At 41.7% G+C, this 21,166-nt stretch carries 19 protein-coding genes; 13 read left to right on the top strand and 6 right to left on the bottom strand.

All coding sequences use genetic code 11. The annotated features are described in order from the left end of the window. Window positions 1-325: 325 nt before the first annotated feature. The 5 genes from O3621_RS05605 (at window position 326) to O3621_RS05585 (ending at window position 8,558) form a co-directional block, all read left to right on the top strand. Window positions 326-2,746: an SHIRT domain-containing protein gene (locus O3621_RS05605; protein ID WP_002900506.1), complete on the top strand. Its 2,421-nt coding sequence runs from the start codon at window positions 326-328 to the stop codon at window positions 2,744-2,746. Window positions 2,747-3,004: 258 nt separating this feature from the next. Further along, complete coding sequence (locus O3621_RS05600) at window positions 3,005-3,451, top strand: hypothetical protein (RefSeq protein WP_002900505.1); 447 nt, start codon at window positions 3,005-3,007, stop codon at window positions 3,449-3,451. A 140-nt stretch (window positions 3,452-3,591) separates the two neighbouring features. After that, complete coding sequence (locus tag O3621_RS05595) at window positions 3,592-4,629, top strand: M42 family metallopeptidase (protein ID WP_002900504.1); 1,038 nt, start codon at window positions 3,592-3,594, stop codon at window positions 4,627-4,629. A gap of 98 nt (window positions 4,630-4,727) precedes the next feature. Further along, entirely contained in the window at window positions 4,728-5,843 is a 1,116-nt protein-coding gene (locus tag O3621_RS05590) for a glycosyltransferase (RefSeq protein ID WP_002900503.1), read from the top strand. Window positions 5,844-5,855: 12 nt separating this feature from the next. Next, window positions 5,856-8,558, top strand: a complete 2,703-nt coding sequence (locus O3621_RS05585; protein WP_002902820.1) for a MucBP domain-containing protein — start codon at window positions 5,856-5,858, stop codon at window positions 8,556-8,558. 45 nt (window positions 8,559-8,603) lie between these two features. Here the strand turns inward: O3621_RS05585 and O3621_RS05580 are convergent, their stop codons facing one another. Beyond that, window positions 8,604-10,070, bottom strand: coding sequence for an alpha-amylase (locus O3621_RS05580; protein ID WP_314449777.1), 1,467 nt, complete (start codon window positions 10,068-10,070; stop codon window positions 8,604-8,606). A gap of 196 nt (window positions 10,071-10,266) precedes the next feature. On the opposite strand from O3621_RS05580, the gene O3621_RS05575 reads away from it, so the two are divergent. Together O3621_RS05575 and O3621_RS05570 are read left to right on the top strand one after the other, a co-directional pair. Next, window positions 10,267-11,010 (top strand): ABC transporter ATP-binding protein, encoded by a 744-nt coding sequence (locus tag O3621_RS05575; RefSeq protein ID WP_009660324.1) that lies wholly within the window; start codon window positions 10,267-10,269, stop codon window positions 11,008-11,010. Then, on the top strand, window positions 11,000-12,637 hold the full coding sequence (locus O3621_RS05570; RefSeq protein ID WP_009660466.1) for a hypothetical protein: 1,638 nt from the start codon (window positions 11,000-11,002) through the stop codon (window positions 12,635-12,637). Before O3621_RS05575 ends, O3621_RS05570 begins: the two co-directional genes overlap by 11 nt. 75 nt (window positions 12,638-12,712) lie before the next feature. On the opposite strand, the gene O3621_RS05565 is transcribed toward O3621_RS05570, so the two are convergent. Beyond that, the gene (locus tag O3621_RS05565; RefSeq protein ID WP_009660399.1) at window positions 12,713-13,486 is read right to left on the bottom strand and encodes an XRE family transcriptional regulator; all 774 of its coding nucleotides are present in this window, start codon (window positions 13,484-13,486) and stop codon (window positions 12,713-12,715) included. Between the two features lie 104 nt (window positions 13,487-13,590). After that, window positions 13,591-14,433 carry a DegV family protein gene (locus tag O3621_RS05560; RefSeq protein WP_009660352.1) on the bottom strand — a complete coding sequence of 281 codons (843 nt, stop codon included), beginning with the start codon at window positions 14,431-14,433 and terminating at the stop codon, window positions 13,591-13,593. 135 nt (window positions 14,434-14,568) lie between these two features. On the opposite strand from O3621_RS05560, the gene O3621_RS05555 reads away from it, so the two are divergent. Next, window positions 14,569-15,144, top strand: a complete 576-nt coding sequence (locus O3621_RS05555) for a TetR/AcrR family transcriptional regulator (RefSeq protein ID WP_002895666.1) — start codon at window positions 14,569-14,571, stop codon at window positions 15,142-15,144. Window positions 15,145-15,158: 14 nt separating this feature from the next. On the opposite strand, the gene O3621_RS05550 is transcribed toward O3621_RS05555, so the two are convergent. From O3621_RS05550 to coaA, 3 genes are all read right to left on the bottom strand, one after another. Continuing rightward, the gene (locus O3621_RS05550) at window positions 15,159-15,680 is read right to left on the bottom strand and encodes a DNA topology modulation protein (protein ID WP_371513870.1); all 522 of its coding nucleotides are present in this window, start codon (window positions 15,678-15,680) and stop codon (window positions 15,159-15,161) included. 57 nt (window positions 15,681-15,737) lie between these two features. Further along, window positions 15,738-15,974, bottom strand: coding sequence for a 30S ribosomal protein S20 (rpsT, locus tag O3621_RS05545; protein WP_002895661.1), 237 nt, complete (start codon window positions 15,972-15,974; stop codon window positions 15,738-15,740). Between the two features lie 70 nt (window positions 15,975-16,044). Further along, window positions 16,045-16,965: a type I pantothenate kinase gene (gene coaA, locus O3621_RS05540; protein WP_002895656.1), complete on the bottom strand. Its 921-nt coding sequence runs from the start codon at window positions 16,963-16,965 to the stop codon at window positions 16,045-16,047. Window positions 16,966-17,059: 94 nt separating this feature from the next. Between coaA and O3621_RS05535 the strand changes: the two genes are divergently transcribed. The 5 genes from O3621_RS05535 (at window position 17,060) to O3621_RS05515 (ending at window position 21,109) form a co-directional block, all read left to right on the top strand. Further along, window positions 17,060-17,647 (top strand): class I SAM-dependent methyltransferase, encoded by a 588-nt coding sequence (locus O3621_RS05535; protein ID WP_314449776.1) that lies wholly within the window; start codon window positions 17,060-17,062, stop codon window positions 17,645-17,647. Window position 17,648: 1 nt separating this feature from the next. Next, window positions 17,649-18,926: a pyrimidine-nucleoside phosphorylase gene (locus O3621_RS05530; RefSeq protein WP_314449775.1), complete on the top strand. Its 1,278-nt coding sequence runs from the start codon at window positions 17,649-17,651 to the stop codon at window positions 18,924-18,926. Between the two features lie 17 nt (window positions 18,927-18,943). Beyond that, complete coding sequence (gene deoC, locus O3621_RS05525; protein ID WP_314449774.1) at window positions 18,944-19,606, top strand: deoxyribose-phosphate aldolase; 663 nt, start codon at window positions 18,944-18,946, stop codon at window positions 19,604-19,606. Further along, entirely contained in the window at window positions 19,593-19,982 is a 390-nt protein-coding gene (locus O3621_RS05520; RefSeq protein WP_314449773.1) for a cytidine deaminase, read from the top strand. Before deoC ends, O3621_RS05520 begins: the two co-directional genes overlap by 14 nt. Before the next feature lie 71 nt (window positions 19,983-20,053). Next, window positions 20,054-21,109, top strand: a complete 1,056-nt coding sequence (locus O3621_RS05515) for a BMP family protein (RefSeq protein WP_314449772.1) — start codon at window positions 20,054-20,056, stop codon at window positions 21,107-21,109. Window positions 21,110-21,166 lie beyond the last annotated feature (57 nt).

The following is a 21,166-nucleotide window of genomic DNA, read 5'->3' as shown; positions in this document are numbered from 1 at the left end:
TTTTTGCCATTTATTTCTAATAAAACAATAATAATCCATCCGAGTTAGATTAAAAACCAATTTGTAACTTTTTTGTAACGAAAGTAGACAAAGAATAGAAAAATGATAATAAAAATTATAGTTTACAAGGCGTAAATTATAATTTTTATGTTATAATTGATATGTATATGTCATATTTGCTTATCATATACGAGTACTATCATTTTTAGTTTGGTAATAAATCTTGATTTAGAACCGGCTGAAAATGAGGGGGTAGACAGGTGATGGTGTGCCTGCCAGCATTTGTCTAAAATAAAATATAAAAAGAAGGAGGACCGCATTCAAGGTGAAACAAACTTATCATAAAGTGTCTCATGCTCTGATGACTTTGCTGCTTTTGGTATCAACCTTTCTTCCCTTGTTAAGCTCAAGTCCTAGGGTTTCTGCTGCAGAGTTAGGTGAAAGTGATTATCAGCTAACTACAGATGTTACCATTAATACTAATCCTTTAAAGGATACAGGCTACGGTGAAGGTAAATTTTACATTGCTCCGACCTATACATTTGAGGATAGCAAAGTATTAAATAATGGTGATACCATGGTTTATCGTGTTCCATCACAGTTCAAAATTGAGCGAACTTTGGAGGAAAACATAAGTGCACCGGATGGTACTGTTGTTGCCAAGTTGGTGACAGATCCTGTTACCAATACAGCGACCATTACAGTCACAAATGCTGAGTATTTTGCGAAAATGCCAGATACCAAGCGTATTCAATCTTCTTTCACAGTGGTTTGGGCTGATAATATGCCTTATGACCAAGAGCAAGAAGTTAATTTCCCAGGTGCTAGAACCTATAGGCTGAAGCGTATCAAGGTTGATGAAGAACCTCAGGGGTATTCCAAGTGGGGGGTTCAGGATTCTAAGGATCCAAACTACGTCAACTGGCGTATCCGTGTCAATCGTGATGTCCAAAATCTTGGTCAAGTTGTCATTGAGGACGCTATTCCAGAAGGCCAAGAGCTGGATGAAGATTCAGGGATTACAGGTTACTACTTTACTGAGTGGGAAGGTGCTTCTGGCACACGTCAATCCTTTAATCCGAGCCAGATTGTGACAATCACTGACTCCAATCATTTCACAGTCAATGCTGGGGATTTGAGTGGAAGAGGTATTTATGTTATCTATCGGACACGTTTGACAGAGCCAGTTGATAAGGTGACCAAAAAAGCCTTTAACGATGTAACCGTTACGTCTAATGGACAAAAGATGCCAGATTTAGTATCACGTCCATTTGCACCTTTGACAACTCTTGATGGTGTCGGGGAAGGTACCCGTTCGGATGAAGTTATCTTCAAAGTCAAAAAGGAATTGACTGGCCGCAATTTGGCAGATGGTGAATTTACTTTTGATTTGATCAATAAGGATGACAACGACAAAGTTGTTCAAACGGTAACAAACAAAGACGGTGCCGTCACCTTTAAGAAACTTCGTTTCAAAAATGAGGGAACCTTTAACTATGTCATTCGTGAACGAGCAAGCAATCTGCCAGGTGTGACAAACGATGCAAATTCAGACATCAATGTTACTGTTACTGTAACAGACAACAACGGCGTCAAGACAGCAGCGGTTACCTATGACCGTGATGCTTTCACCAATACCTACAAGTTAGAGCCAGCAACTGCAGCGATTACCGCTAAGAAAGTTCTGGATGGTAAAGCACTTGAAGCTGGTAAGTACACTTTCAAGCTGACTGAGGTTGGCGGAAATAACGTGGAACTTCAAGCAACAAATGACGCCAATGGTAATATCAAGTTTCCTGAGATCAACTATGATAAAGAAGGGACTTATACCTACAAGCTGAAAGAAGTGGCTGGAAATGAAGCTGGAGTAACGTATGACAGTAAAGAACATACTGTGACTGTCACAGTGACTGAAAACAATGCTAAATTGGAAGCTGCTGTCGCAGGTAACAATCCAACATTCACCAACAGTTATAAAGACTATGGTGTCAGCTATGAGTTTCTCAGCTCTAACCCAGCCTATCCAAACCTGCCAAAAGAAGTAACTGATTTGCTTCCAGCAGATACTAATCGCTACACTAGTGGTACTAATGTAGACGCTAAGCAGCCTGCTAAAACAAGTGTTACAGTTACTGAAGGCACATGGACTTTCGAAGGCTATGCAGAAACGAATGCACAGACTGTTGCGGATAAGGACCTTAAATTTACTGGTAAATGGAATTTCATTCCAGCGCCGAAATATAAGGTGACGTATGAATTTGTAAGCGAAGATCCGAATCGCGCCTTACCTGCAGAGGTAACAGAATTGCTGCCGACCGATGCCAATGAATACACAGATGGTACTGCAGTTCAAGCGGTTCAGCCAGCTAAGGATTCTATTGAAGTAACTGGAGGTACTTGGAAATTCCTTAAATATGACGCGGATAGTAAAACTATTGCAGGCTCAGATGTCAAATTTACAGGCACATGGACATTTGAAGCTAGACGTCCACAAGGACCAACACCACCACCATCTTCTTCAGATTCGACACCACCACCGTCATCATCTGGTGATAAACCAAGCGGTTCGACGGATGGAACCCCAGGTAATTCGTCAGATAAAGATGGAAAAGATGTTCGTGGATCAGCAACTGGCAAAAAAGTTTTGCCGAAAACTGGCAGTGAAACATCTATCTTTGCGATAGCAGCAGGATTTGCACTGATTCTTTTATCAGCTCTTGTCTATCGTTTCAAAAAAGCTAATTAATTTTAGCCAGACAAATCATCTCAGCTAGCTGAGATGATTTTTTTGTCTTTGTCACCATCTATCCTTGATAATGTACTGACGCTTAAACATATAAACTCTAAAGTAAGCAGGCATTTGAATGGCTGTTTTTTACGGTGGCTGAAATTTGCTAAGCTTGATTTCACAGTCAATGAATACTTTAAAATAAAAGAGAATTCTTGTTTTATAAAGAAGGTTTGTTATAATAAAATAAGAAAAAGTTTCTTTATTTAAAGGGAGATGTGGATGAAAAATAAGAAGTTTAGGGTGATTCCTTTTTTGCCCCTATTTTTGTATCTACTGGTTTTTCAGTACGGTTATTGGGGAATTGAGCCAGAGCCGGGGGTTGTTTATGGTTATCTTTACCTTTTTCTATTTTTAGTTCCTGTTGTCATTGTTTATTTTGTAATTGCTGTTATGAATTTTGCAACACTGATGGGGGAAGTTACTTATTTATTCAAAGGACAGCTGCTAGGGCATCTCTATCGGCTTTATTTTTCTATCTTTTTCTTTTCGATTTTGTTTTGCGGTCTTAATTATTATCAGTTGATAGCTCCATATGGCTCTCAGATGAAAATTAGTGCTGGAGAAGCTTATAATCCCCTAGCAGCTTATGCCATTCCTATCTTGCTTTTTCTCTTAGGATTGTTGGGCAATCTATTCTTTTGGGAGTTGAAAAAGAATTAAGTCCAGGAGGATAAAGAGCAGCAGTACAGCGATAGTAATTGAGGAGTTTTTCTTGCATTTGATCATTAAAAGCCTGCTGAAAATCTATTTGCTCAGGCTTTCTTTGTGCTATAATAAAGAAAAACGATGAGGAGACATTCATGAATCAAACTGTTCAATATTTACAAGAATTAACGGCTATCCCTTCGCCAACAGGCTTTACGGCTGAGGTGGCAGACTATCTGGTGAAAACGCTGGGGGAAATGGGCTATGAGCCTGTCCGGACCAATAAAGGCGGCGTCCATGTTGTGGTTAAGGGTGAAAATGATGCCCAGCATCGGGTAGTGACTGCCCATGTGGATACTCTGGGGGCTATTGTTCGGGCTATTAAGTCTGACGGTCGTCTCAAGCTGGATCGGATTGGTGGTTTCCCTTGGAACATGATTGAAGGAGAAAACTGCCTAGTCCATGTGGCCAGCAGTGGCAAGACTATCAATGGGACTATCTTAGTTCACCAGACTTCCTGCCATGTCTATAAGGATGCTGGGACGGTTGAACGTACTCAGGACAATATGGAAGTTCGTTTGGATGAAAAGGTGACAAGTGAGAAAGAAACTCGCGATTTAGGAATCGAAGTCGGTGATTTTATTTCCTTTGATCCTCGTACCACAGTTACCGAGTCTGGCTTTATCAAGTCTCGCTTTTTGGATGACAAGGTCAGCGCAGCTATTTTGCTCAATCTTTTGCGAGTTTATAAAGAGGAAAATATTCAGCTTCCGGTGACGACTCATTTTGCTTTCAGTGTTTTTGAAGAGGTTGGTCATGGGGCTAACTCCAGCTTGCCGGAGCAAGCTGTGGAGTATCTGGCTGTTGATATGGGCGCTATGGGTGACGACCAGCAGACAGATGAGTATACGGTTTCCATCTGTGTCAAGGACGCATCAGGACCTTATCACTATGGCTTCCGCCAGCATTTGGTAAATTTAGCCAAGGAGCAGGACATTTCTTACAAACTGGACATCTATCCGTTTTACGGATCAGACGCCTCTGCAGCTATGAGTGCAGGAGCAGAAGTCAAGCATGCTCTGCTAGGTGCCGGCATCGAATCCAGCCACTCTTATGAGCGTACCCATATTGATTCAGTTGTTGCGACAGAGCGCATGGTGGATGCTTATCTAAGGAGTGGCTTGGTGGAGTGAGCAATCAAATTTTAGAAAAAATCATCTGAAACGCTTGCATAAAATTGTAAGTTGTGAGATATTATTATATAGAATTACTTTAGGTTAAAAGGGAGAAAATGAAAGTAGTTTGTGTGGATGCTTGTATCCGCTCTAGGGCGTTTGGGATTGATATTGCCCTCCGCAATCGTTTTGAGCTTTTTGAAGAAATGAAAGTCCCTTATGAATTGTGGGTTTCTGAAGCGGATACAGATATATATGCTAATGCCTCTTCTAGGCAGCTTGTGCTGGATAGTTATAAAGCCTTGGGAATTGATAGGAGTAAAGTCCGTTTTCTGGGCATAGAATTAGCTGGTAGGAGTCTTCAGGAGTTTGCTGAGGAGGAGCTTGAGCCAGAAGACTGGCTGATGATGGAGCGTCTGGATATTCCAGAAAATATTCTCTTGAGGCGTGAGCAAGATTTTCATGTAGCACGCGTCCTTCATCAGGATCACATGATTGCCCTGGGACAAGAGTTAAATAAAAAAGTCATGGGCTGGCTTGATCAGGATGTATTAGACTCTTTGATTTTGGTTGGCGAAGGTCAGGAGGCCTATCTGCCTCAAAAGATGAGGGATAAGGCCCTCTTTATTCCAACCACCTATGCAGAACAAGTAGTCCAATATCCAAGAGAGAGGGTATTTGATTCAAAGGATATTCACTTGGTGACAGTCAGTCGTTTATCTGAGGAGAAAAATGTTCTGTTATTGTTGAAAATTATGGCTTTATTGAAATTTAAAGGTCATAGGCAGTTTACTCTTGACATCTATGGAGATGGTCCTGACATGGCCATGCTGCAAGATGTCCTTGAGCTCAATGATTTGGAAGACTTGGTTCACTTTAAGGGCTATCAGTCTCAAATACCTTATCAAGCTTATGATGCCTATATTAGCACTTCCTTATCGGAAGCCTTTGCGACATCGCTCTATGAGGCTCTGGTCAATGGCTTGCCTCTGATTGGTCTGGATGTGCGCTATGCTAATCGCGCTTATATTAAGCATGGAGAGAATGGATGGCTTATACCGCAAAATGACGCTAATCAATATGTTGTCCATTTGGAGCAATTTAGCCAATTTGGAGAAAAAGAATGGAGGGGATTGTCGGCAAGATCCAAAGAACTTGCCAATCGCTATAACAGAGAGCTACTAGTCAATTTATGGGAAAAAGTTTTTAAAATGTCTAAAATAGGAGATTAAAAGGAGAAGAAGATGAAAAAGACTTTAGGGAAAAAATTAGAACTGGGAATGAAATTAGTCCCAATTCCTCTGTCCTTGCTGCTTGCTGGAACAATGGCAGTTACTGTACAAGCAGAGGAGGTAAGTAGTGAAACAGAGGGGAATCAAGTCCAGAATAACCAGGCGACACCTCCTGTCAATCAAGAACTGCCAAATGATGGGACAATCAAAAATACACCAGCAGAGGAAGCTTCCGGTCTGACCATCTCAGAAGAAGGAGAGAAGGGTGCGGCCCAAGTCACGCCTGAAATCAAACAATTAGCTCAAGAATTTTATGACTATCATACCAAGGGAGAGAGAGATGAAATAACTAAGGCTGCAACCATGACATCTGTCATGCCTGAGATACAGTCGGTGGAGCAAATAGAAGAAGCAGCTAAAAAGTATGATCATGCTTATGCGATCCGTAAGATGGATGGTGTCTTTAAATACATTGATTTAAAGCAAGTAAAAGATTTAAATCTAGTCAGAGATGAACACTTTCAAGAAGTTCCTTCAGGAGAAGTTTATTATGGTCAATCGCTAATTCAAAATAATACTGCCCTCTTCTTTTTGAATAAGTGGGAGGCTATATTCAATCCAAATCCAAGTCCAGAAGAAGTAGCGAAGATACCAAAAGCCATCATTCCGCGTTCTGAGTTGGATTTGACTGTCGAGGAAACCTTTCCTACAAAGAGATTTTTGCAGATGAAGGTATGGGAACACTCAGGTTTAACATTTGAAGAGGCATTTTCTAGAAAGTATTTACCTGAGTCAGATAATAGAGTATTGTCTATGGAAGAGATTAAGCAGATTATTCTTACTAATCCTAATTTATTCCAAATTCAAGCAAGTTCTGAAGAATTTAGTTATTATATGAACCCTTTCTTTCAAAAATTGCTTATCAGTGGAAAGGAAGCTGGAGATGAATACACTTACTGGAAAGGAAAAAATTATTCACTTGTAGATTCAAGGGATAATTTCGCTACAAATCACATCTATTTTGATTCTTTTGATTATAACACTCTATATCCTATAGGCAATCAATTTTGGGGGTTTTATAGAGGTTTAAATAATGGTGCCATTGATGATGTTGCAGATAATATTTTGAGAAAATATAATCTATATGAAAAGCCCTTTGTACATATTGATTGGCTGGGTAAAAATCCTTCTCTAGAGAGACCCTGGTTTGGTAAGGATAATATTAAGACCTTCCACTATAAACTATATCTGATGAAACCTAATGATAAGACTCGTTATTATTTTGATCGAGACTATACGATTGATATCGCAGGAGTTCCTAATATTGCTGAAACACCAGATGGTGGCTTCAAGTTTATAGAAGATACTATCCCTGGTGGTGGACAGACAACAGGTGGTTATGAACCTGATCAAGGAGAGCTAGATAAACTTTTCAGAACGGTCAAAGCTGAAGGTTTCGTCTTTAAAGTTTCGGATGTTAAGAAGGTTGGGGAAGGAGAGACCGAACCGGGCAAGGTTCTTGTCCGGTACCAAGACGAGCAGGGGCATGCTATTGCTAACCCTATTACGGATGAGCAACCAGGTAAGACTAGATATACAGTCAGTCCTAAACCTCTAATTTCCTATAATAACAAGCTCTATACTTATAAATCTCGGCTAACTGCCTATGATGCTGAATCGGGAGAGTATGAAGCAGGAAGAACCAAAGAAATCGTCTATGAGTATGAACTCAGCCAGCACCAGCTTCCAAATGACGCTCCAAGCGAGGACAAGCCTGTCTTGGAAATGACCCGCTTTGTAGATGAATCAGGTCAAGAGCTATCAGATCCAGAGCGAGGTTTAGTAGCTTCTAAGACTATCGCTGGCTATGACTTCCAGTCCAGCAGTGACGAGGACGGTATTCGCACCCACGTCTATCGTGCTAGTGTGCATGAAGTACCGACAAACGCACCAAGTGAAGAGCGCCCAGTCATGTCGATGACTCGCTTTGTAGATGAAACAGGTCAAGAGTTATCAGCCCCAGAGCGTGGTTTGGTGGCGTCTAAGACTATTGCCGGCTATGATTTCCAATCCAGCAGTGATGAGGACGGCATTCGTACGCATGTCTATCGAGCAAGTGTGCACGAAGTACCGACAGATGCACCAAGTGAAGAGCGCCCAGTCATGTCGATGACTCGCTTTGTAGATGAATCAGGTCAAGAGTTATCAGACCCAGAGCGTGGTTTGGTGGCGTCTAAGACCATCGCTGGTTATGATTTCCAATCCAGCAGTGATGAGGATGGCATTCGCACCCATGTCTACCGAGCAAGTGTTCATGAATTACCGACAGACGCTCCGATTGTGGACAAGCCGGCTATTGAAATCACTCTTTTCCTAGATGTAGATGGACGGCCATTGGCAGCAGCAGAATTTGGTTTGCTAGATGCTAAGAATTTTGAAAAATATGGTTTTGTTTCTGTAACGGAAGCAAATGGCGTTCGAACTTATGTATACGTGCCAAAAACGAATACTCAAATAGCTTTGGGAACAGAAACTTCTGAGCAGAAGAGTCCTGTAAAGGTTGAAAACTCTGAGACTACTCCTGTTCTGTCTCGAGTGTCCAAACATCAATTACCAAATACTGGAAACACAAATTCATCATTCTTGGGAGCAGCAATTATCAGCCTTTTGGCTTCCGTTGGCTTACTACATTCCAAGAAAGAACGAAAAAAATAAGGCCAATTTGGTCTTATTTTTCTTTTTCCATATTTTTGCTGTGACTTATCTGACACTCCAGACACTAACTGATTTTTCCTCCACAGGAAATTCTCCCCAGCCTTGGTCGTCAATAGTTACGATTTGGGAGCTGTTGCCTAGATAGTCGCTGAATTCTCTGCCAGCCCATTCCGTACCGACCAGCATAGATTTGCTGGTTGCTTGGTCATTATTGATAAGAACAGCGATTGGTTGACCATCGTCCTTGCCTTGGCGAGTCCAGCCGATACAATTGGCATCGTCCAAGTAGTCAATCTGCTCACCATAGGCTAGATTGAGACGGATGTCTAGGAGTTTATCCAGTAGCTCTTGAAAGCTCTCTTGGGCAAATTCTCCGCTAATGCCATAGTAGTCTCCGTAAAAGACGCAAGGCAATCCGGCTTCTCTTAGAAGTATGAGAGCATAGGCCGCAGGCTTGAACCATTCTTCAACTGTAGACTCCAGGGCCTGCCCTCTCTGAGTATCGTGGTTGTCCACAAAGGTTACAGCTGATTCAGGATGATTCTTTGCAAGTGTCTGGTCAAAAATAGTTCGCAGGTCATAGTCTGCTCCAGATTTGCTGGCATCAAATAAATTATGATGAAGTTTAACATCGACTAGGTCAAAGCGGTAGTCAATATTTTCTAGATAATCGTTATTGGCCTTCTCATCGCTATTCCAAAATTCCCCAAAGACATAGAAATCTTCACCGTATTTTTCAGTAATATCGCGGATGAAATTCTTCATAAAGAAAGAATCAATGTGCTTGACAGCATCTAATCGAAAGCCATGTACACCAGTGCTTTCAATGAACCAATGAGCCCAGTCGTAGAGATTTTGGATGACTTCAGGGTGCTTGAAATCAATATCCGCATACATCAGATAGTCGTAGTTACCATTCTCGTTGTCCACTAGCTCATCATCTGCCCAACCTTTATTGTCCCCTTGGATGAGAAAAATGCCTGACTTGTTGTTTTTGGCATCATAGTCAGTGCCGGTGAAGTGGTACCAGTGCCATTCGAAGTCATTATAGGCTTTTTTGCGGCCTGGGAAGACAAACTTAGTCCAGCCTTTGATTTCGAAAGGTTCTGACAAGACCTTTGTGCGGTCGTTAGGATCTACTTCAACAACGGTAAAGCGCTCTTTATAGTCAGCTGCAGCCTTGTGATTGAGAACCACATCTGCAATAGCTTCGATACCGTTTTGGCTAAGCGCTTCAATCGCTCGGAGGTATTCTTCCTTCAATCCATACTTTGTGCGGACGGTCCCTTTTTGGTCGAATTCTCCCAAATCAAAAAGGTCGTATACACCATATCCGACATCATTAGAGCCAGTTCCTTTGAAAGCTGGCGGCATCCAGACTTTGCGAATTCCTTTCGCTGCTAAGTTTGGTGCATCTTCCGCTAAGCGGTTCCAATGCTGACCGTCATCTGGCAGATACCATTCAAAATACTGCATTAAGGTTTGGTTTTCCATATAAATTTTCCTCTTCATTCTCACTGATTGGCTTTATTGTACCAAAAGAAGCAGAAAGGCGCAATCGTTTGCGTTTTTTCACTCTCATAGATATTTAACTCTTTTATAATTTGAAAAATATTTTTAAAATTGAAAATGAAACATTTTTAGCTGAGACAAAAAGCCGCAAAAAGAGTATACTAATCTGTATAGAAATCGGTAAAGGAGCTCTCTTATGATTGAATTTAAAGATGTCACTAAAGTTTATGAAGGAACGGTAGCTCTCAATCAGCTGAATCTAACCTTGCAGAGCGGAGAAATCGTCGGTCTGATTGGTCACAATGGCGCGGGAAAATCTACCACCATTAAGTCATTGGTCAGCGTCATCAATCCTAGTAGTGGACAGATTATTGTAGATGGGAAAGAATTATCAGCTAATCGCTTGGAAGTCAAGAAAAAAATCGGCTATGTAGCCGATTCACCAGATTTATTTTTGCGCCTAACTGCCAATGAGTTCTGGGAACTGGTAGCGACTTCTTACGATATGACAAATGCTGAAGTCGAAGAGCGACTGGGAAATCTGCTCCATATTTTCGACTTTGGCTCTCATCGGTATGAGGTCATTGATTCATTTTCTCATGGGATGAGGCAAAAAGTCTTCGTCATAGCGGCGCTTTTGTCTGACCCGGATATTTGGGTGCTGGATGAGCCGCTGACTGGTCTTGATCCGCAGGCAGCTTTTGACCTCAAACAAATGATGCGGGAACATGCAGATAAAGGAAATACAGTTCTCTTTTCAACCCATGTCTTGGAAGTTGCAGAGCAGCTCTGTGATAAGGTGGCCATTCTCAAAAAAGGGAAATTGATTTTCTACGGAACGATTGAAGAACTAAAAGGCCAACATCCAGAACAGTCTCTTGAAACCATTTATCTTGGTCTGGCAGGCCGTAGAGAAGAGGTGAGTCCTGATGCGCATTAAAGCTATAAAAAAACTCGTTGATATCAACATCCTCTATGCTATTCAGCCGTCTCAGCTGCAACAGTACCGCAAGATGCAAGCTAAGAATCCTGAGCGCAAGGTCAATGTATCGCTGAAGGCCATCCGCATGTATCTGATTTTAGGACTGGTCTATCTCTTTCTTTTCGGCTTGATGGGCTCCCTGAACCAACTGGTTGGCAATCCTGGTCTCTTTGCCAATTTGGTTTCTGCTTTTGCTCTCTTTTCTATGTCTCAGGGCTTTCTGGTTTTTTACAATGTCTTTTATGAAAGCAAGGACTTGCAGTCTTATCGTCCCTACGCTTTTAGCGAAGCAGAAATCATCGTCGGCAAAAGCATTTCAGTTATTCTGACCTTGCTGATTGCCATTTTGCCTATGTTCAGTTATTTCTTGGTTCTGACTTTCCAAGGTGGTAATCCTTTCTTGGGCCTGCCCTTAGCTCTGCTTGCTATTCTGATTTTAAGTTCAGTCATCACCTTTCTGATTCTGATTGCCGTCCATTTCATTACCAAGACAGTCTTTTTCAGGAAGTACAAGACCATCCTGTCCAATGTCATTCTGGCTCTTGTTTCCGTTGGATCCTTTTTCCTCTATTTTATGATTAATCAAATGAACAGCAGAAGCGTTGTAAATCGTACAGAGGTCAAAGCTTTCTTTCCGCCAGTTCAGGCCTTTTATGATTTTATCCTTCATCCTTTTCATACAGCTTCCTTGCTGGGATTTTTGGGATGGGTTGCAGTTGCGGCTCTTCTATTTTTCATCGTAAAGACCAAGGTGATTCCAGAGTTTTATGAGGCAGCTCTCATGACGGGCTCTTCAGTAGGAAAGCGGGAGCGCGTGCATGACATCAATATTGCGGAAGCAAAAAATCTCAAAAAGTTTGTCTGGCATTACAATATCAGGCTCTTGAGCGAGGGTTCTGTCATTATGCAAGCTATCTTTATGTCGGCCTTTCTCCCTTACATTGTCATTTTCAGTATGGGAATGGGCATGATACAAGGTGGCCTGTCTTTGACTTCTTATCTGGGACCACGTTTCCTCTTGCCAATGATGGCTCTGGCTGTTTTGATTGCAACTCTAAACTCAGGCGGCAGCAACCTTACGGCTATTGGGATTTCTCTGGAAAGGGAAAATTTTGATTATCTCAAGGTTCTCCCCTTTGATTTGAAGCAATATATTCATCTGAAGTTTTGGCAACTCTTTGCCGTCCAGTCTATCCTGCCTTTGACCTTGCTTTTGATAACCAGCCTTGTTTCCGGTATGCATCCATTGACTTTCTTGGGCATGGTGATTGTTTGGGCCTTGATTAGTCTAATGTGGAGTTCTTGGGGTTACTACCGAGACTACAAGCATCTGGTGACTAATTGGTCCAATGTCACAGAATTGATGAGCCGAGATAATAATATGGTGAAAACTCTCTTAGCCATCGCTCTGATTTTAGGAATGGTGATTGTCATTACTCTTCTCTTCTTTATATCCAATGTTCTTGCGCCTCTGGTAATTTATGTGATAGTCGCTCTAGTTTTAGCAGGCTTAGCTGTGTTGTCTTACATAGTCCACAAACACTACATGAAAAAGCTGAATGAAGAGCTAGTAGTATTTTATTAAACAAGCATCAGGAAGTCGAAAGACTTTCTGATTTTTTGACTGTAAAAATAACAGCTCTGCACATTCGCAGAGCTGTTAATTGTTTTTCTGTATTTTTTCTACATCCAGTGGCATGAAAGTCGCCATGACTCGGCCGATGAGCTTAGGCTCTTCCTCATGCGGAATAAACTTGTCACTATATTTTTTATTAAGGGAAATCAGACGAATACCGGATGGATCGTTGAAGACCCTTTTTATAATGGTTTGGCCGTCATAGTCAATAGCATAGATAGCACCGGCAAGCTCAAAATGAGTCTGCTTGATTAGCGCTACGGAATCCCTCGGATACTTGGGCTCTAACGAGTCTGTTCGTACCCAAAGAGCAATATCGTAGTCAATTTCTCTGTCCAACCAGACTAAATCAGCTTGTTCAGGTTTATGCTGAGAGAGGTAGTAGTTTTCATGGACCAAGTAGGGGAAGTAGTCGTCCTTTAAGCTGGCATGTGTTTCTTGCTCAGTCAGGCTAGCTTCCAGTAGCTTTAATCCTTTCCCCTGTCTGTCTTGATCAAGTTGTTGATAAATACGATTTAAATCGGGGAATTGCTGAGGGATGTCTGCAATTAGTCGGTAACGAGGGTCAATTTCTTCAACCTCTACCTCAAAAAATCTTGCAATCTTTTCTAGATTGGCTGCAATAGGCAGAGATGTTCCTTTGATATAGCCAGTCAGTGTACTAGCAGGAATGCCTGTTTCACGAGATAGTTCGACTTGTTTTTTACCTGTTTCCTTGAGAAGTTCTTTGAGCTTTTTAGAAATGAGAAGACTTGCTTCCTTGTCTTGGGGGCTTGCGGCGCCTCTTCCTCTGGCCATAATATCAACTCCTTTACTTGTTTCAATTATAGCGAATTAAATCGAAAAAGTAAAGGATTAGATCAATTATCTTAACCTAATCCTTTACTTTTTTAGATATTGTATTAAATTTCGTAGCCCATTAAGATTCCGCCTTCCTCAGCGTAGAAGCTGCAGAGTCCTGAAGTCGGCACCATTTCGATTTGAGCTTGGGGATACTTTTCTTGTACCAGTTGGCTAAATTGCTGGCAGAACTTTTCGTTATTGCGGTGAGCGATGATGAGTCGGCCACCCTTGTAACCAGCTTTCAGTAGCTCTTCGATTGCAGAAGCAAGAGCCTTTTTCGGACCGCGTGCCTTTTGTAGAAGCTCGAGAGTACCAGTCTGGCTAGCTTCACCGACCATGCGGATATTGAGCAAGCCGACAACGGTTCCCAGAAGCTTGCTAAGCCGGCCGTTTTTGACCAAGTTATCTACCTTTGCCAGAACGAAGAGAAGTTTAGTTTTCTCTTGATAGCGACTAATGACTTCAACAACTTCATCAAAGCTAAGATCTTGCTGAATGAGTTCGTTGAGTTTAGTCACAAGTAAGTCTACCTCGCCGCCAGCAGAAAGACTATCAATGACATGAATCTGGGCATCAGGGTGTTCTTCTAAAAAGATTTTCTTAGCAACCTGAGCACTATTATTGCTGCCAGATAGAGTTCCAGTGATAGTCACCACAAAGATCTTGTCAGCTCCCTCAAAGCTTTTGAGATAGTCATCTGGACTAGGGCAGGCGGACTTTGAAGCAGCAGAAGAAGCATACATCTTCTCCATCATCAGGTCAATATCAAGTTCCTTATTATCTACAAAGATTTCATTTTCCACTTGAATGGTCAAGGGAACACTTTCAAACTGTGTGTCTTTAGCCAAGTTTGCCATTTCACGAAAGTCACAGCCAGAGTCAGCTATAATTTTCCAAGTCATATTTTTCTCCTTTTTTTGTCAAGTATGTACAATAAAAAAATTGACAAAAAACCTGTCTTTTTTTACAATTATAACATGAAGAATGCTTACTAGAAAGCGGAAACTGTCAGCTGAGACAAGAGGGAAGAAATTGTTATGTCGGAAAAGAAAATATCGGAAAAATCACTCGCGAATTTAAAGAAATACAATCAGGAATCCAATCAAATCACGAGAGAGTCTCTGGAAATCTCTCTCATGCAGCTGTTGGAGAAGAAAGAACTCAAAAAAATTACGATTTCAGAGCTGGTTGAGCGAGCAGGGGTTTCCCGCGCTGCATTTTACCGCAATTATAGCTCTAAAGAGCAGATTCTGGAAGAGATTTTTAAAAATACTGTTCAAGGTATTACGGATAAATTAGAAGAGTTTAACTTTAAAACTGAGATGTACCAAATTTGGCTTTTTCTTTTTAAGGAAGCTAAGAAAGAAGCTCGGGTTATCAGCCTAGCCATCGACTATAATTTTGAAAAGCTACTGACTCAGGCTGTATTTGACTTTTTGGAAAAGCGCAATCGCAATGCTAAGAAAACGACTAACTCTTACATGAATTCCTTCTGGAGTTCGGCAGTTGTTTCCGTTCTTTCCAAGTGGATTAAGGACGGCATGAAGGTTCCAGCTGAAAAAATAGCTTCTTTAGGTCTGCCCCTCTTTCCCCAGAAAAAGAAAATCAAATAAAAACAAGTGAGTCATTAGGGCTCGCTTGTTTTAAGGTTCTGTAAGAAGTTGGTCAGTTCTTTTTGATTTCTTAATTCGTAGAATTTCTGAGGAAAAGTTTGTCGGATTTTCTTATATCTTGCCAGTGCAGTCTGACGTCGTCCTTTCCAAAGAACCCAGCAGATAAACTCCCAGTCAAACTTTTCGGGGCAGCCTGGAGCCATGCTTTCTCTGGTCCGGTTGCGGTATTTTAGATAGCGTTTGAAAGCTCGATAGAGGCAGTTCCAGCGAGAGAAGTTCAGAAAGATAATTTGATCGGCTTCTGCCATCCGCCGTTCATAAAAACACCAAGAGTAGTTTCCGTCAATTATCCAGTCGGTATTTTTTGACAAAAAATTGTCCATTTGTTTTCGCATCCAATCACGATCACTATCTTTCCAGCCAGGTTGGAACTGCAATCTATCCATGTGAAGTTTGGGAATGGAGTAGTGGTGGGACAGTTGTGCTGCTAAAGTGGATTTGCCAGAACCGGAATAACCAATAATTGCTATTTTCATCCCTTTCTCCTTTGTGTGAGAAACAAAAAAAGCTCCTGAGAGCTCCCTTTGTATGCATTATTTAGCAAGTTTAGCTGAAAGGCGTGCTTTATCGCGGCTTGCTTTGTTTTTGTGGATCAAACCTTTTGTTTCTGCTTTATCGATAGCTGAGCTAGCAGCACGGAAAAGTTCTTCAGATGGGTTTGCTTCAAATGCTTTGATTGCAGTACGCATAGCTGACTTTTGAGCTGAGTTTTTTTCGTTATGTTTCACGTTCAATTCAGCGCGTTTGATAGCTGATTTAATGTTTGCCAAGTTGTTTCACCTCCATTGAAAATACTAACTATCTAATTATATATGAAAAGTTAGGATTTGACAAGCTTTTTTATTTTTTTAAGTAAATTTCATCAATTTCATGATTTCCAGCTTTGTGCAGGATAATTTCTGCCCGATTGCGGGTTGGCTCAATGTAGTCTAGCAGGTTGACAAGGTTAATGCTTTTCCAAACATTATGGGCGAAGGTTACTACTTCCTCTTCTGATTGAGTGGTGAAGCGGTGGTAGTAGTTTTTGGGGTCGTTTTCAGCCAGCGTCAGCATTTTTTTAAAGCGATCTAGATACCAATTTTCAATATTTTCGACTTCTGCATCAACATAGATAGAAAAGTCAAAAAAGTCTGTCATATAGAGGCGCTCGTTCTGAGGATTCTGGAAAACATTGATGCCTTCGACAATGACAAAGTCAGCAGCCTTTACCTCTTGCATTTCCTGAGGGACGATATCGTAAGTCTCATGTGAATAGACAGGAATTTGGAAATCCTGACCGTTTTTTATGCTATCCAGAAAGGAAAGAAGCAGCTCCATATTATAGCTTTCTGGGAAACCCTTGCGGTTTAAAATCCCATGATCTTCCAAGGTTTTATTCGGAAATAAAAAACCATCTGTGGTAACTAGCTCGACTGTCGCATTTGAAAAAGTCCGAGAAAGTAAAATCTGCAGCAAGCGGCTGGTGGTGGATTTCCCAACGGCGACACTGCCAGAAACTCCGATGATAAAGGGCTGTTTCCGGCTCTCTTTTTGTAGAAAAATCCCCTTGGAAAAAGCCAAGTCTTCCTTGGAACGCTTATAGATCTGAATGAGGTTGGTCAAGGGGAGGTAAATGTCCGTCACATCCTGCAGGCTAATCTTGTCATTGAAACTCTTGATAGAGTTAAGTTCAGCCTGAGTCAGGGGCGGAGTTGTTTTGCGGTGCAGGTTTTGCCATGTATGGCGGCTGATTTTTTCAAAGTGAAGAAATTCGTTAGTCATAAGTTACTCCTGTATGATGGATTTTAGTATAACATACTTTTTGGAGAAATGAAAACGATTTACAAATATAGGAAAATTATGATAAAATGGTTGTATGACTAAAATGTATTTTGCAGAAAATCCTGATGCCAAACATGATATTCATGAATTAAATGTGGAACTGTTAGGACACCGGCTGACTTTTTTGACAGATGCTGGTGTCTTCAGTAAAAAGATGATTGATTATGGCAGTCGGGTCCTTTTGTCTGTCTTGGACTTTGAAGCTGGAGAACGGGTCTTGGATGTTGGTTGCGGCTATGGGCCTTTAGGTTTGACCTTAGCCAAAGCATACGGAGTGGCTGCGACCATGGTAGATATCAACCAGAGGGCCTTGGACTTGGCTCAGAAGAATGCTGAGAGGAATCAGGTATCTGCTCATATCTTCCAGTCAAATGTTTATGAAAAGGTTACTGGAATTTTCGACCATATTATCAGTAATCCGCCTATCCGTGCTGGTAAGCAGGTTGTACATGAGGTTATCAGCGGAAGCTATGAGCATTTGACAGAAGGCGGTGATTTGACCCTTGTGATTCAGAAGAAGCAAGGAGCGCCCAGTGCCAAGTCGAAGATGGAAGCTATCTTCGGTAATTGTGAGATTGTTAAGAAGGACAAAGGCTACTATATACTAAGGAGCGAAAAATAGGATGCGTGCTGTAGATATTATCCAAAAGAAGAGAGACGGTCTGGAGCTAACCAGTCAGGAAATTCAGTGGCTGATTGAGGGTTATGTGGACGGGACGGTGCCCGACTATCAGATGGCAGCCTTTGCAATGGCTGTCTATTTTAAGGGAATGACAACTCGGGAAATTTCGGATTTAACTATGACCATGGTTGGAACTGGAGAGCAGTTTGACTTGTCAGAAATCACGGGAATAAAAGTAGATAAACATTCTACTGGCGGTGTTGGTGATAAAGTAACTCTGGTCTTGGTACCATTGGTAGCTAGTTTCGGTGTGCCTGTTGCTAAAATGAGCGGCCGCGGGTTGGGCTATACTGGAGGAACCATTGATAAATTGGAATCCATTAAAGGATTTCAGGTAGAGCGCAGTCAGCAAGACTTTATCAAGCAGGTGCAGGAAATCGGCTTGTCCGTTATCGGTCAGTCTGATCAGTTGGTGCTAGCGGATAAGTTGCTCTATGCCTTGCGAGATGTAACAGCAACTGTTGATACGATTCCGCTGATAGCTAGCTCTGTTATGAGTAAGAAAATTGCTGCTGGTGCAGACAGTATACTTCTGGATGTGACTGTTGGTGAAGGCGCCTTTATGAAAAATATTGATGACGCTCGTGTACTAGCACGTACTATGGTAGATTTGGGCAAGGCTGTCGGAAGAAAAACAGTAGCTGTTCTGACAGATATGAGTCAACCTTTGGGAACCAGCATTGGCAATCGTCTGGAAATCTTAGAAGCTTTGGATATCTTGCAGGGCAGGGGTCGTGAAGACATCACAACTTTCATTTGTGAGTTGGCTCAGATTATGCTCGGACTGGCAGATGTTGAGAAAACGGTGGAAGAAGTAAGAGAACAGCTGACCAACGGTGCTGCTTTGAAGAAATTTGAAGCTATGGTCGTAGCTCAAGGTGGTGACTTGGAAGATCTCTATCGTCCATCAAGTGCAGCTCATATTGTAGATGTGAAAGCAGAACAGGCAGGTTATATCACTGAACTGCCTGCTATGGAATTCGGCCTCTTTGCCATGAGACTTGGAGCAGGACGGGCAGTTAAATCTGACGACTTAGATTATGAAACAGGAATTGTTTTCGAAAAGAAAGTCGGAGACAAGGTCGAAATTGGAGAAGTTTTCGCAAAAATTTATTCAAATGAAAAAATTTCTCAAGAACTAGTTACAGAATTTCAAAAAAATGTTAAAATAGGTGATGAAAGCGTTGCAGTAAGCGAGATTATCGAGGTTATTGCTTAATTCTAGGAGAGACCAACATGAAATTAAACAAATATATAGACCATACGCTTTTAAAACCTGAAGCGTCAGAAGAGCAGATTCTGAAGTTAATTGAAGAAGCAAAAGTTTATGATTTTGCCAGTATCTGTGTCAATCCAACCTGGATAGAGTTTGCTGCGGAGCAGCTAAAAGGCTCAGATGTCAAGGTTTGTGTGCCAATTGGTTTTCCTTTAGGAGCCAACACTTCTGATGTGAAAGCTTTTGAAACGAAGGACGCAATTCAAAAGGGTGCGGGCGAAGTGGATATGGTCATCAATGTCGGCGCTCTGAAGTCTAAAAATTATGATTTGGTAGAGCAAGACATCCGTGCGGTTGTAGAAGCTGCTAACGGTACCTTGGTCAAGGTAATTCTGGAAACTTGCCTACTGACAGATGAGGAAAAGGTTAAAGCCTGCCAACTGGCACAGAAAGCTGGAGCTGATTTTGTTAAGACTTCTACGGGATTTTCAACTGGCGGTGCGACAGTCGCAGATGTTGCCCTTATGAGAAAAACAGTTGGTCCTGACATGGGCGTCAAGGCTTCTGGCGGTGCTCGTTCTTATGAAGATGCGCTGGCCTTTATTGAAGCAGGTGCGACTCGTATCGGAACTTCAGCCGGTGTGGCAATTATGAAGGGAGAAGAAGCTAGTGGCGACTACTGAGTTGATTGACTTGGCTGTCCAAGCCAGCAAAAATGCTTATGTTCCCTATTCTCATTTTCCCATCGGAGCGGTTTTAGTCGTTAAAGACGGACGAGTATTTACCGGCGTTAATGTTGAAAATGCCAGTTTTGGCTTGACCAACTGTGGAGAGCGGACAGCTATATTTAAGGCAGTTTCAGAAGGAGTTTTAGACTTCGAGGAGCTGATTGTCTATGGTGAGACGGAAAAACCCATATCACCCTGTGGTGCCTGCCGCCAAGTAATGGCAGAATTTTTTGCTGAGGATCTAAAAGTGACCTTGGTCGCTAAAGATAAATCGACGGTCGTGATGACGGTCAAGGAATTACTTCCATATTCTTTTACAGATTTAACATAAATCTGTTATCGGTCATCTGACCAAACTCAAACTTGCAACTGTGTTGCACATCTTATTTAGGAGGTTCAGAAATGAACAAAAAACAATGGCTAGGTCTTGGTCTAGCAACTGTCGCAGCAATCGGACTTGCTGCATGTGGAAACCGTGCTTCTCGCTCAGATTCTTCAGATGCGAAAACTGATTTGAAGGCCGCTATCGTAACTGATACTGGTGGTGTTGATGATAAGTCATTTAACCAGTCTGCATGGGAAGGTTTGCAAGCTTGGGGTAAAGAAAACGGTCTTTCTAAAGATAACGGCTTTACTTACTACCAGTCTAATGATGAGTCTCAATATGCAAATAACCTGAACCAAGCTGCTACGGATGGTTATAATTTAGTATATGGTATCGGATTTGCTCTTCGTGATGCGGTTGAATCTGCTGCTCAAGATAACAAAGACATCAATTATGTTATTGTTGATGATGTTATCAAAGGAAAAGAGAACGTCGCTTCAGCTATTTTTGCTGACAATGAAGCTGCTTACCTTGCTGGTGTTGCTGCTGCAAAAACTACTAAGACAAAACAAGTTGGTTTCATAGGTGGTATAGAAGGCGCTGTTATCACACGTTTTGAAAAAGGTTTCGAAGCTGGCGTGAAATCAGTTGACCCGTCTATCAAGATTCAAGTAGACTATGCTGGCTCATTCGGTGATGCTGCTAAAGGTAAGACAATTGCTGCTGCTCAATATGCTGCAGGTGCAGATGTGGTTTATCAAGTTGCTGGCGGAACTGGTGCTGGAGTATTTAACGAAGCTAAGTCAATCAACGAAACAAGAAATGAAGATGAAAAAGTTTGGGTACTCGGTGTTGACCGTGACCAAACTGAAGAAGGTAAATACAAGTCTAAAGATGGTAAAGAATCTAACTTTGTTTTGGCATCAAGCTTGAAACAAGTTGGTAAGACTGTCCAAGACATTGCTAACCAAACTGCCAAAGGTAAATTCCCAGGCGGTAAGACTACAACCTTCGGTCTGAAAGACGGTGGAGTTGACTTGACAACTACAAACCTGTCAGAGGATGTTAAAAAGGCTGTTGAAGAAGCGAAAGCAAAAATCCTTGACGGCAGCATCACTGTTCCTGACAAATAAAACAATTTAAGAGCGATCCGACCGTGTAGGGTCGCTTCTTTTTGAAATTGAGACGCC

This window comes from Streptococcus sp. 20925_1_22 (assembly GCF_041431685.1).
In the GTDB taxonomy this organism is placed as follows: Bacteria; Bacillota; Bacilli; order Lactobacillales; family Streptococcaceae; genus Streptococcus.
This window is presented reverse-complemented; position numbering and strand designations above follow the sequence as displayed.